The following is a 12601-nucleotide window of genomic DNA, read 5'->3' as shown; positions in this document are numbered from 1 at the left end:
GGTAATCATTATATCCATGATATATCCGCTTTTGTAAGTATAGGAACGAAAGAACTGTAACATTTCAAAAATGTATGAAAGATTATTCTTTGAGCAAGGGAGTTTTTATGGGAAAAACGAGTAAACAAAAAAAAGGACTAGGAAAAGGATTAATACTCATTATAAAAATAGCTTTAGCTTCTGGTCTATCATGGGAATTAGCAAAAATGTTAGGATCAGAACACCCTTATTTGGCACCATTAACTGTTATTCTTTCTATGCAAGAAACTGTCCAGCACTCTGCCGCGTATGCCTTTTACAGAATTATCGGCACTATTTTTGGAATTAGTATTACCGTTTTTATTATCAGTCATTTAGAAGTGAACGGATGGACAATAGGTTTATTACTGTTAGGAGGAATGCTGCTTCCAGTTATATTAAGGGTACATAAAACTATCATACATCAAGTGGCATTAACCATTTTACTCGTCTTTGTCTTTGTACACAAAACGAATTATTATGTATCAGATCGAATTAGAGATACGATCATAGGAGCGCTTATCGCCATTATCGTTCATATGGTGATTTTTCCACCTAATTATGTGAAAGAAGCTCGTTCTACGTTAAATCAATTTGGTTTTCATCTTGTACAGTTGTTTGAAAAGACAGCCCTTTGGGTGAATACGAACTGTGACCCGATTACAGAACAACATTTAAGAAAGAATATAACAACTTTACTTCAGGAATTGCATGAGGTACAAAAAGATTTTAAGCTGGCAGAAAAAAGTTTGAAATTAAATCCATTTACTAAAAATAAAAAACAAATTTTAAGACAAAACGAACAACTTCTCTTACAGTTAAAGACAGGGTATATCTATATTTCCAATATACTAAACACATTCAGTGACTGGTCCCAAACCGATTTTATTTCAAAAGCTGATCAACAACAATGGACTGTTCAATTACAAATGCTGGGGAGATATATAGAAAAGCAACTCAATGGGAGTTCAGAGAATCAACAAAACTTTAAATATTCCCTAGACTTACTGGACCTATCTTCGATTTCTGTACAAGTCAATATCTCACCAGAATTAGAGCTCTATAGACATCAATTAAGTTTGTATAATGACACGCTTAAATTCATTCAGGAGATAAAAAAGGATAATAGTAATAACTATATAAATACAAATTAAAAAAGACATAAAAACCCCTTTTTTTTAAGGGGGAGATGAGAGCATCTGGACATGCATAGAAGCGGTCAGGTCCTTTTCCTGCCACGTGCAAAGTTTAAAACAAAGAGAGAAAGCAAGTAGCGGTCATTTTTTGTCTGCATACCCGTTTTAACTCGCTATTCGTGTGCAGTAAAGTCCCCGCTAGATGCAGAGAGAAACGAAGAAGATAAGCGGGGGACAACTGCTGGCATTTTCACTTTATTTTTCACCTTTAGGTCTTGATAATTTATACACCCGTTTTTAGTGAGAAATTCCTCTTTCAAAATGATTCATTTCAACTAAAGTAAGAATGTATTCGTAATTATCAATCGTTCTCTTGATTTCATTGCGCTCATTTTCTGTTAATTTTACATCTGTTAATCGTTTACATAACTGAGATTTTTGACTTTCTAATTGTTTCTTAATCTCATGATAGTTGTAAGAGCGTTTCATGTTTCCATCCCCTTCCTTACATTTCCTATCTACATTTTTATTATACGATTAAATAAAAGGGAAGAGTGCATATCTCTTTGAACTTTTTGTGAATATTCAGAAAATGAAGAATGGTCCATCCTTTTCATGAATACAATACATGGAACTATGAATTTTAGAAGGATTTTTAGAAAGGTCTTTTGTAGATTTAGGGGCAATACTTGGAAATCAAGTGTATGATGAGTTTATTTCTGGTATATCGAAGAGCTGGACGTTAGATCCGTACGCATTAGGAGGGTTTGCAATCTTTCAGGCAACCCAAGAACCAGAATTGCAACCTCACATTGTGAAACCAGAAGGAAGGATATATTTTGCAGGGGAACATACTACGTTGTATCATGGTTGGATACAAGGAGCAATTGAATCAGGAATTCGGAGTGCAGCAGAAATAAATCAATTACAGATGTAAAAAGGACATGAGAATGAACCTCATATCCTTTTTGTGTACTTACGGAACAGGATGACCATTTGAGCTTTCAAAGATGGTAAACCATTGCTGACGGTCTAATTTTAGTTTTGTTGCTTCCACAGCTGTTTTGACACGTTCTAGTTTACCAGAGCCAACAATCGGAAGCATATTAGCTGGATGAGCAAGTAGCCACGCATACATAATTGAATCGATTCCAGCAATATTAAAATCAGTAGCAATTTTCTCTAGTGTGTGACGTAATCGAAGCGTACGCTCACTTTCTCCTTTAAAAATCTCACCGCGAACAAGAGGAGACCAAATCATAGGAGAAATTCGCTTTTCTTGGCACTGTTCAATCGTACCTTTTTCGAAATGCTCAAGCTGCATAACAGATACTTCGATTTGATTTGTAATGAGCGGAAAATCTAAATACGAACTTAACATATTGAATTGGGAAGGCAGAAAGTTTGATACACCAAAGTGTCGTACTTTTCCCTCTTGTTTTAAACGAGAAAAAGCTTCTGCAACTTCTACTGGATTCATAAATGGATCAGGACGATGGATGAGCAATACATCGATATAGTCAGTATTTAGGTTTTGTAGTGACCGTTCAGCGCTTTTTATAATATGGTAAGTACTTGTATTATAGTGACCAACGTAGCGTTCTGGAAATTTAGGTGATGTGGGAGCGATTCCGCATTTTGTAACAATTTGCATATTGTCACGTAGACTTGGTTTTAATTGAAGCGCTTTTCCAAATAAAGCTTCACATGTATAATCGCCGTAAATATCAGCATGGTCAAACGTTGTAATACCCATCTTCATACATGATTCAATGAAAGAGAGTAATTCCTGATCTGTCATATTCCATTCTGCTAAACGCCAAAGCCCTTGAATAATTCGAGAAAACTCTAGGTTTTGGGCCATTTGAATTCGTTCCATTTATGTAGGTCCTCCTTGTTGATGTGTATGAACCGATTCGGTATGAAAAGGTTTTCTTATTTAGTATTATTATATATTTGTGTAGACGTGCCTACAACTAATATGTTCTATATTCAAAAAAATAAAAAGACAACTTATGATATAATTATGTAATTAGATATATAACAAGGAGATGTAGTATTGTGATTCCAGTAACAATTTTGACCGGGTTTCTCGGATCAGGCAAAACAACTTTATTAAATCGTATTTTATCTGAAGGACATGGTAAGAAGCTTGCGGTTATTGTAAATGAAATTGGGCAAATAGGTATCGATAATCAATTGATTATGAATGTAGAAGAAGAGATTATGGAAATGACAAACGGCTGTTTATGTTGTACAGTACGTGAAGATTTGCTTGTCGCATTAAAGCATTTATTAGAAGTAAAAGCGGAAGGGAAAATGGATTTTGAAGGTTTAGTAATTGAAACAACTGGGCTTGCAAATCCTGGTCCAATTATTCAAACATTCTTTTTAGATCCTATTATTCAGTCTGCATACCAAATTAACGGTGTAGTAACCGTAGTAGATAGCTATCATATATATAAACACTTTGAAAAAGGTTTAGAAGCAAAAGAACAGATTGCTTTTGCAGACATGGTATTAGTAAATAAATTAGATTTAGTAGAGCAGGAAGAAACGGAGAATTTACTTATTGAATTACAAGGGATCAATCCAACTGCCAAATTAATCCCAACAACAAATTGTGAAGTAGATATCCCTTCATTACTAGATATTCAAACATTTAAAACGCGTGACAAGTTAGAGATTTATCCCCATAAAGAGCAGCATCATTTAGAAGGTGTAAAGGCCTTTGTGTTAAGAGAAGAGCGTCCTCTTGATCTACAAAAAATAAATGAATGGATGTCAGCTGTTGTACAAGAATTAGGAGAGTATTTGTATCGTTATAAAGGAATATTATCTATTGAAGGAGTAAATCGCCGCGTTGTGTTTCAAGGCGTACATACGCTATTTGCGGCTACATATGACAGAGAGTGGCAAGAAGGGGAAAAGCGGGTCAGTGAGATTGTTTTCATTGGTAAAGATTTAAATAAAGAATGGTTTCAAAAACATTTTCAAGAATGTATAAAATAAGCCTGCATTTGCAGGTTTATTTATGTTGTTTTATGGAAGTTTCACTTTATCTATCAGCAATTCCATCACAACTCCAACAACAGGACCTTCATCGTCAATATCACCAGTTAGACGAAAGCAAAACGATTCATATAGTTTCATTGCTAATTTGTTATGGGGATAAAGACTTAAATAAATCTTTTTGCAAAGATATATATTACTAATATAGATAATGTTACTTTTCGTTTTTTGTAAGTCAAGCCAATAAGGAAGAGATAGTATAAGAAAAGACCGCAGAAATATTATTCAGCGGTCAGAAATGAAAAGTTATGTTAATTTGTTGCTTCTTTTAAAGTGTTAATGTTTTCTTCCATTAGTGTAAAGTAATCTTTATTTTTTTTCGCATCATTATCGGAAATAGTTGCAAGATGATTTAAGCGTAAGATTTTCGTTCCTGTTTCTTTTTGAATAACTTCCGCTACTTTTGGTGTAGAGAATGTCTCAAATAAAATATATTTTAATCCGTGCTCTTTTGCTGTTGCCGTGATAGAAGCTAATGTTTTTTGGGATGGTTCATCAGAAGCAGAAATACCTGCAACTGGAATTTGTTTTAAACCGTAACGCTGCTCCCAATATCCGTATGCTGCATGAGAAACTAAAATTTCTTTCGTTTTTGCATGATCAGCAACTTCTTTAAATTGATTATCTAAACTTGTAAATTTTGTTTGCAGTGCAACAAAGTTTTTCTCAAATTCTTCTTTATGTTCTGGTTGTAGTTTTACAAGTGCATTTTTAATTGCTTCAGCTTGCTTCATTGCAAGTGTTGGATCTAGCCAAACGTGAGGATCTTTATCGTGATGCTCCTCTTTATGACCTTCTTCATGTTCGTCTTCAGTTGAAGCTCGCAGTTCGATACCTTCTGATGCATTCACAATTTTAACATTTTCATTTTTTAATGTTTTTTCCATTTTTTCTGCAAATGGTTCTAATCCAGCTCCGTTATACACAAATAAGTCTGCTTTGGCTACTTGTACAGTTTGTTTTTGACTTGGCTCATACGTATGAGAATCTGCACCTGGTGGATACATAGCTGTTACTTCTACATAATCACCACCGATTTTTTTAGCAAAGTCAGCTAAAGGAAAAATAGTTGTATAGACGGAAAGTTTACCATCTTTTTTATTTGCTGTGTTATTTTTATTTGAACATCCAGCAAATATAAGGGTAAATATTAGTACGAATGAAAATATAAGTGATCTTTTCTTCATGTTGTTTGCCTCGTTTCTTTACTTTCTAGAATCTATTTTCTCCAAATAAAAGAAAGAATAACTTCCTTTTTTATAAAGCGTAATAATTACGGTTTATGCTACCGATTTAGTATAATACATCTTTGACGATGTTGCAATAAATAATAATGATTACGATTTGTGATTTGTTCTAAATTTGTCACAATACTATGGTTTATTTTTTTTGTTTTTGCATATATCCTTTCGTTCCCTTCATATAGTGTGATAGAGGATGCAGAGAAGGGGATGAGTAAATGGGATATGTGAGCGAAGCAATTTTATTAATATTGGCTGTTATTTTTCCATTATCATGTGTTCTGTTTTTTTTAAAAGCGCTTATTCGGAATTTAGGGGATACAAGTACAATTACTGAGGTGCCAAAAGAAGAGAAAGAGTAAACAAAGCGCTTGCATATTGTATTATGATTTGCATATGATAGAGAAAGATATTAGAAGATAAAGAGGTATGGAAACGGATGAAAACAAGAACAGCCTTAGTACTTGGAGCTAGTGGCCTAGTTGGGCAGGAATTGACACAGTTATTGCTTGATTCGGACTATTATGATTCAGTTACAATTTTTGTGAGAAGATCACTAGACTGGGAACACGAAAAGCTTCAACAAAAGCAGGTGGATTTTTCAATTTTGGAACAATATAAAGAGTTTTTTGCTGTAGATGATGTGTTTAATTGTCTTGGTACGACAATTAAAAAAGCAAGGACGAAAGAAAATTTTAAAAAGGTTGATTATGATTATACAATACGAGCAGCTCGTGTAGCAGAAGAACAAGGAGTACAAAACTTTCTTGTTATTTCTTCGATGGGGGCAAATCCGAAGTCGCTATTTTTTTACTCGCAAGTAAAAGGAAAGATGGAGGAAGATATTAAAAAGCTAGTCATAGGAGGCATTCATATTTTTAGACCATCTCTTTTACTTGGAGAACGAGAAGAGTTTCGTTTTGGAGAAAGAATGGGAGAAAAAATTTCGGGAATTATGCCGTTTTTATTTAAAGGGTCTTTTTCAAAATATAAACCGATCTCAGCAGGACAAGTAGCAAAAGGAATGTATGTAACAGCGCTGCGTGAAGAATCTGGGGTTCATATACATGAATCTTTGGAAATTGCTAAGATGAAATAAAAGTGGTTTTCACTAGATATTTTCCTCTTTAAGAAAATATTACTTGTATAAAATATAGGAACTTCCCAAAGATAGTACTTTGGGAAGTTTTTTTATTTAGCAGTATTTTTTAGTTTTCCTGGAGCACGGCTATATTGAAACGGCTCAGCTAATTCAAAACCAAGTTCATTCGCTGCTGCTCTTGGAAAATATGGGTTTCGTAATAGTTCACGGCCGATAAAAATTAAGTCAGCAGACCCCTGTTGTAAAATTTCTTCTGCCTGTATGCCGCTTGTAATAAGGCCAACAGTACCTGTAGCAATAGAAGCGTGTTCTTTTATATGTTTTGCATAGGGTACTTGATAACCAGGATACACATTGATATGTGCTGGTACAACAGCTCCTGAACTACAATCAATAAGGTTAACACCTTGTTCTTTCATCCAATGTGCAAACGTTACATAGTCTTCTACAGTTAAACCTTCTGGATGATAATCATGAGCGGAAATACGAACAAATAATGGCCCGTTCCATACTTCTTTTACCGCATCAATGATTTCGCGTAAAAAACGATAGCGATTTTCACAAGATCCGCCATATTCATCTGTACGATGGTTTGTAAGCGGAGATAAAAATTCATTAATTAAATAACCATGTGCTCCGTGTAATTCAATGATATCAAATCCAGCCTTTTTGGCACGTGTTGCTCCATGTTGAAAGGCTATGATGGTTTCTTGTATTTGTTCTTTGCTCATTTGTACAGGGATTTTCATAGAAGAATCAAAAGGAATTGCTGATGGTGCAATAGGGTCTGTATCAAGAACAGCTTTTCTACCGGCATGTGCAATTTGAATAGCAGCTTTTGCTCCGTGTTCATGGATCATATTGACAACTTGATACAGGCCATCTATATGCTCATTATCCCAAATGCCTAAATCTTTGTGGGAAATGCGTCCTTCTGGTGTTACGGCTGTAGCCTCTAGCATGACAAGCCCTACTTGACCAGCTGCACGTGATGCGTAGTGGACGAGATGGAAATTCGTTATTTTTCCGTCTTCGTTTTCAGAAGAATACATACACATAGGGGACATCACAATTCGATTTTTTAGTGTAACATCTTTTATTGTATACGGTGAAAATAATTGATTGTTCACGATAAGAATCCTCCTTTATTTTCTTAAATGAGCATATATCCAATTATAATTTCTTAACTAACGGGAGTGCCACTTTATTGTAGCACCTTGCTTCCTATTTCCATAACAAAATGATTAAAGAAATGTTATGATGGGTCTATGTTTAGTGAATAACTATAATTTCGATGTTTTAGAATGAAAGGTTTTATGATGAATGTAAGGAGAGGTGGCGTATTTTTCATGTATCAAGCATATTACAAAAGTGAACTTGGATGGATTGAAGTAAAAGGGGATGAGGACGGCATTTCCTCTGTATTATTTGTAGAACAAAAACAAGAAGATGCTCCTCATCCAATTGTTGAGCAATGCGTAATGGAGCTAGATGAATATTTTCATAAGAAGCGAACGGAATTTACTGTCCCGCTACAAGCCAAGGGAACTTCCTTTCAAAAACAAGTATGGGATGCACTTGGCAGTGTTTCATATGGAAAAAGTGCTTCTTATCTTGATATTGCAGAGAAAATCGGCAATCCAAAGGCTGTACGTGCAATTGGCGGAGCGAATAGTAGAAATCCAATTTCGATTATTGTGCCTTGTCACCGGATTATTGGAAAGAGCGGGAAGTTAGTAGGGTATGAAGGTGGACTTTGGCGAAAAGAATGGTTATTAAAGCATGAAGGTTTTTTGAGATAATAGAATATTTTAAATGAAACAATTTAGTTGAATTATATAGGGGGGACAAGAGCATCTGACCGTGTATAGAAGCGGTCAGTGTCTTTTCCTGCTACAAGTTTTAAAATAAAGAGAGAAAGCGAGTGCAGGTTATATTGCATTCTTCATAGCAGTGAATGATATGTCGGAAAATTAAAATAGATTCATGTAGATGATGGATAGCGAAAAAAGTGACGTGTGTCACTTTTTTATTTTTTAAAAGATAGTATTTTAAATTATCAGAAGATTATGTATAATACTATTCAAGAGTACTTGGACTTATTTTTAGTTGTCATATAGAGAAAGAGGGGAAATGGTCTATGAAGAAGAAAGTGTCACTTATTACAGCACTTGCACTTTCTACAAGTGTGTTAGTTGCAGGATGTGGAAATGGGGAAAAAGCATCAACAACTGAAAAGGAAAAAGGAGGGAATGAAGCACTTGCTGATAAACAAGTATTAAATTTACTCGAAACAGCAGAAATTCCCTCTATGGATACATCAAAGTCAACTGATGGTGTATCATTCCGGGCCTTTGTAAACGCAATGGAAGGATTATACCGCTTAGATAAAGAGAATAAACGAACACCTGGCATGGCTAAAGACGTGAAAATTAGCGAGGATAAGAAAACATACACATTTCACTTGCGAGATACAAAGTGGTCTAATGGAGAACCCGTAAAAGCGCAAGACTTTGAGTTTGCTTGGCGTCGTGCTGTTGATAAAGCAACAGCATCAGAATATGCTTTTATTTTGTTCGATGTTAAAAATGCTGAGAAAATTAATAAAGGAGAATTACCGCTTGAACAGCTTGGTGTTACAGCAAAAGATGATAAAACATTAGTGGTTGAGTTAGAGAAACCTACACCATATTTTCTAGAGCTTACAACATTTCCAACATTTTTCCCATTGAATGAAAAATATGTAAAAGAACAAGGGGACAAATATGCATTAGAATCAGATAAGTTATTATATAACGGACCATTTGTGATGAGTGAATGGAAGCATGAACGAAGTTATCAGTTAAAGAAAAATCCGAACTATTGGGATAAAGATAATGTGAAATTAGAGGAAATTAATGTAAGTGTTGTAAAGGAAACATCAACAGGTGTAAATTTATATGATAGTAACCAAGTAGATCGAGTCATTTTAAGTTCGGAGTTTGTTGATAAATATAAGAAAAGTGATGAATTTAAATCGGAATTAGATTCACGTATGTATTTTATTCGTTTCAATCAGAAAAATCAGATTTTTTCGAATAAAAAAGTGCGTCAAGCTATTGATTTATCATATGATAAAAAGGGAATTGCAAATGTGATTTTAAACGATGGATCATTACCTGCATATTACTTAGTAGCACAAAAATTTACAAAAGGACCAGATGGAAAAGACTTCCGCGAAACAAATAAAAACTTTCATGATGGGAAAGACAATGCAGCAAAAGCGAAAAAACTATGGGAAGAAGCGAAAAAAGAGTTAGGCCAAGATACAATAACGGTTGAAATGTTGAACTTTGATAAAGATAGCTTGAAAAAAGTTGGAGAATACATTAAATCCGAGCTGGAGAAAAACTTACCTGGTTTGAAAGTGAATATTAAGCAGCAGCCGTTTAAACAAAAGTTAGATTTAGAAAAGAAATTAGAATATGAGTTCTCTTTATCATCATGGGGCCCAGATTATCCAGATCCAATGACATTTATTGATATGTTTATTACAGATAGTGCATTTAACGAAATGGCATATTCTAATAAGAAATATGATGAACTAGTTGCGAAAGCAAAAGGTGAGTTGTTAACCGATGAGAAGGCACGATGGAAGGCTCTTTCTGAAGCAGAGAAAATTTTATTTGATGATGCAGCCATTTCTCCGGTTTATCAGCAGGGCGTTGCTTTTCTTGAGAAATCCAAGGTGAAAGGAACTGCTAAGCATACATTTGGAGGAGATTTTAGTTATAAATGGACATATATTACAAAAAAATAGTACGATAAAGATGCGCGAATATTGCGCATCTTTTTTACTGTGAGGAGATAATGACAATGATAAGAGGAATGAATCATATTTGCTTTTCTGTTTCAAACTTAGAGGAATCTATACAATTCTATGAACAGGTGCTGGAAGGGAAATTGCTTGTAAAAGGTAGAAAACTTGCCTATTTTGATGTATGTGGCATGTGGTTTGCGTTAAATGAAGAAAATGATATTCCAAGAAATGAAATTTATCAATCGTATACACATATTGCGTTTTCGGTAGAAAAAGAAGATTTTACAGCTTTATTACATCGTCTTGAAGTGAATAAAGTACATATTTTACAAGGACGAGAGCGTGATGTACGAGATTGTCAGTCTATTTATTTTACTGACCCTGATGATCATAAATTTGAATTTCATACAGGGACGCTGCAAGAGAGATTACAATATTACAAAGAAGCAAAACCGCATATGATGTTTTACTAAGTATGGAAAAGGGGAAGGGTTATGCATGTACTTGTTGTTGGTGGAACTGGCATGTTACAGAAAGTGTCAAAGTGGTTTGCTGAGCAAGGGCTTCATACTTCAGTAATCGGCCGAGATGTAAAACGCTTAAAAGAAATAAAAGATTCATGCCATGCTCCTAAAAGTGTTACGTGTTTAGCTGTTGATTATCATAATAGTGATGAGTTGCGTGCTCATATTAAAAGTTCGATTCATAAAAATGGACCAGTTACGCTTGTGGTTGCCTGGATTCATTCAACGGCTGTAGATGCATTGCAAATCATTAGTGAGGAGATTGAAATATTTTCGAAAGAATGGGAATTGTTTCATATACTTGGAAGCAGTGCTTACAAATCAGTGGGAAAAGTAAGATGCTCTTCTTTATGTAGATATTATCGAATTATATTAGGTTTTATGGTAGAAGAAAAATGTTCCAGATGGTTAACACATGATGAGATTGCGAGTGGTGTTATAGATGGAATTCAACATAAACAACGGGAATGGATTGTCGGAACATTAGAACCATGGAATGCTAGACCGAGTTGGTAAAGGAGAAAATGATGATGAAAACAATGTTATATATTACGCGTCACGGGGAAACAGAATGGAATGTAGAAAAAAGAATGCAAGGTAGAAAAAATTCAAATTTAACGGAAACTGGAATACTGCAGGCAAAACAATTAGGGAAACGTATGAAAGATATGCCACTTGATGTTATTTATAGTAGCCCGAGTGGAAGAACAATGCATACAGCTCAGTTAATTAAAGGAGACAGAGATATTCCAATTCTAGCAGATGAACATTTATATGAAATTGATATGGGAGTTTGGGAAGGGCAAACACAAGTTGAATTACAAGAGAAATATCCGAAAGAGTTAGATTTATTTTGGAATGCACCACATCAATATGAATCAAACTCAGGTGAAAGTTTTTATGCCGCGAGAGAGCGTGTATTAAAGGGGCTCAAATACATTCTTCAAAAACATGAAGGAGAAAGTGTTTTAATAGTTTCTCATGCTGTTACAGCGTTACTTATGATGGGACACTTTGAACGGCGTTCTATTGAAAATACATGGGATGGTCCTTTTATGCACAGTGCAAGTTTAAGTATGATTGAAGTTGAAGAGGGAGAAAGTACAATTCACTTATTTGCTGATATTGCGCATTTTGAAGAGGTGTAAAGGTTTATAAGGAGAAATTTCCATTCTTTTTGGGAGAAGTAATTTGTTTTAATAGATAAATAGACCGCTTAAAGCGGTCTATTTGCATTTTTGAAAAAGCGAAGGATATTTTTTCTATGTTATAGAGTTGGATGAAATTATATATTATATTAGCGATCAGAACGGCAAGAACGAGAGCGACGAGAGCGACAAGAACGAGAGCGACCGGAACGGCAAGAACGAGAGCGACCGGAACGGCAAGAACGAGAGCGACCGGAACGGCAAGAACGAGAACGGCCAGAGCGGCGAGAACGACCGAGAGGACCTGGAGGACCAGAACGACGGGAGCGGCGAGAACGAGAGCGACCAGAGCGGCGAGAACGAGAACGGCCAGAGCGGCAAGAACGAGAACGACGAGAGCGGCAAGAACGAGAGCGACGAGAACGGCAAGAACGAGAACGTTTAGAACGGCAAGAACGAGAACGATCAGAACGGCAAGAACGAGAACGATGAGAACGGCAATAAAGAGAACGATAAGTACGGCAAGAACGAGACCGATAAGAAAGGCAAGAAGGAGAAAGT

The 12601-nt window shown here is 35.3% G+C and carries 14 protein-coding genes and 2 pseudogenes; 10 read left to right on the top strand and 6 right to left on the bottom strand.

The window, feature by feature from the left end; translation table 11 throughout:
* The first annotated feature begins 107 nt into the window (after positions 1-107).
* On the top strand, positions 108-1172 hold the full coding sequence (locus MR076_RS12095) for an FUSC family protein (protein WP_242220844.1): 1065 nt from the start codon (positions 108-110) through the stop codon (positions 1170-1172).
* 279 nt (positions 1173-1451) lie between these two features.
* On the opposite strand, the gene MR076_RS12090 is transcribed toward MR076_RS12095, so the two are convergent.
* The gene (locus MR076_RS12090; RefSeq protein ID WP_242220842.1) at positions 1452-1643 is read right to left on the bottom strand and encodes a DUF3896 family protein; all 192 of its coding nucleotides are present in this window, start codon (positions 1641-1643) and stop codon (positions 1452-1454) included.
* Between the two features lie 184 nt (positions 1644-1827).
* On the opposite strand from MR076_RS12090, the pseudogene MR076_RS12085 reads away from it, so the two are divergent.
* Positions 1828-2091: pseudogene (locus MR076_RS12085) on the top strand (FAD-dependent oxidoreductase); the annotation flags it as partial.
* 39 nt (positions 2092-2130) lie between these two features.
* On the opposite strand, the gene MR076_RS12080 reads toward MR076_RS12085, so the two are convergent.
* Positions 2131-3033 carry an aldo/keto reductase gene (locus MR076_RS12080; RefSeq protein WP_242220840.1) on the bottom strand — a complete coding sequence of 301 codons (903 nt, stop codon included), beginning with the start codon at positions 3031-3033 and terminating at the stop codon, positions 2131-2133.
* A gap of 182 nt (positions 3034-3215) precedes the next feature.
* Here MR076_RS12080 and MR076_RS12075 point away from each other — a divergent pair, with 182 nt between their 5' ends.
* The gene (locus tag MR076_RS12075) at positions 3216-4166 is read left to right on the top strand and encodes a CobW family GTP-binding protein (RefSeq protein WP_242220839.1); all 951 of its coding nucleotides are present in this window, start codon (positions 3216-3218) and stop codon (positions 4164-4166) included.
* Positions 4167-4196: 30 nt separating this feature from the next.
* Here the strand turns inward: MR076_RS12075 and MR076_RS12070 are convergent.
* Both MR076_RS12070 and MR076_RS12065 read right to left on the bottom strand, forming a co-directional pair.
* Positions 4197-4352 (bottom strand): annotated as a pseudogene (locus MR076_RS12070) (N-acetyltransferase); the annotation flags it as partial.
* A gap of 125 nt (positions 4353-4477) precedes the next feature.
* Positions 4478-5413, bottom strand: coding sequence for a metal ABC transporter substrate-binding protein (locus tag MR076_RS12065; protein WP_242220837.1), 936 nt, complete (start codon positions 5411-5413; stop codon positions 4478-4480).
* Positions 5414-5685: 272 nt separating this feature from the next.
* Here MR076_RS12065 and MR076_RS12060 point away from each other — a divergent pair, with 272 nt between their 5' ends.
* Both MR076_RS12060 and MR076_RS12055 read left to right on the top strand, forming a co-directional pair.
* Positions 5686-5829: a hypothetical protein gene (locus MR076_RS12060; protein ID WP_242220835.1), complete on the top strand. Its 144-nt coding sequence runs from the start codon at positions 5686-5688 to the stop codon at positions 5827-5829.
* Between the two features lie 77 nt (positions 5830-5906).
* On the top strand, positions 5907-6566 hold the full coding sequence (locus tag MR076_RS12055) for an oxidoreductase (RefSeq protein ID WP_242220833.1): 660 nt from the start codon (positions 5907-5909) through the stop codon (positions 6564-6566).
* Positions 6567-6658: 92 nt separating this feature from the next.
* Here the strand turns inward: MR076_RS12055 and namA are convergent, their stop codons facing one another.
* On the bottom strand, positions 6659-7699 hold the full coding sequence (gene namA / locus MR076_RS12050; protein WP_242220832.1) for an NADPH dehydrogenase NamA: 1041 nt from the start codon (positions 7697-7699) through the stop codon (positions 6659-6661).
* A gap of 219 nt (positions 7700-7918) precedes the next feature.
* Here namA and MR076_RS12045 point away from each other — a divergent pair, with 219 nt between their 5' ends.
* The 5 genes from MR076_RS12045 to MR076_RS12025 all read left to right on the top strand — a co-directional run bounded on the left by MR076_RS12045 (position 7919) and on the right by MR076_RS12025 (position 12040).
* Complete coding sequence (locus MR076_RS12045) at positions 7919-8371, top strand: methylated-DNA--[protein]-cysteine S-methyltransferase (RefSeq protein ID WP_242220829.1); 453 nt, start codon at positions 7919-7921, stop codon at positions 8369-8371.
* Between the two features lie 338 nt (positions 8372-8709).
* Positions 8710-10368, top strand: a complete 1659-nt coding sequence (locus MR076_RS12040) for a peptide ABC transporter substrate-binding protein (protein WP_242220827.1) — start codon at positions 8710-8712, stop codon at positions 10366-10368.
* A gap of 56 nt (positions 10369-10424) precedes the next feature.
* Positions 10425-10841, top strand: coding sequence for a FosB/FosD family fosfomycin resistance bacillithiol transferase (fosB, locus tag MR076_RS12035; protein WP_242220825.1), 417 nt, complete (start codon positions 10425-10427; stop codon positions 10839-10841).
* 21 nt (positions 10842-10862) lie between these two features.
* A complete protein-coding gene (locus MR076_RS12030) occupies positions 10863-11408 on the top strand; it encodes a short-chain dehydrogenase (protein ID WP_242220822.1) in 546 nt (181 codons plus the stop codon).
* Between the two features lie 14 nt (positions 11409-11422).
* On the top strand, positions 11423-12040 hold the full coding sequence (locus MR076_RS12025) for a phosphoserine phosphatase 1 (protein WP_242220820.1): 618 nt from the start codon (positions 11423-11425) through the stop codon (positions 12038-12040).
* A 4-nt stretch (positions 12041-12044) separates the two neighbouring features.
* On the opposite strand, the gene MR076_RS12020 is transcribed toward MR076_RS12025, so the two are convergent.
* Positions 12045-12601, bottom strand: a 557-nt coding sequence (locus tag MR076_RS12020; protein WP_242220818.1) for a hypothetical protein, incomplete at its 5' end; no start/stop codon positions are given.

The sequence above is a fragment of the Bacillus cereus group sp. BfR-BA-01380 genome, assembly GCF_022663535.1.
In the GTDB taxonomy this organism is placed as follows: Bacteria; Bacillota; Bacilli; order Bacillales; family Bacillaceae_G; genus Bacillus_A; species Bacillus_A cereus_BB.
The sequence above is the reverse complement of the archived record's forward strand: the minus strand, read 5'-3'. Positions and strand labels throughout refer to the sequence as shown.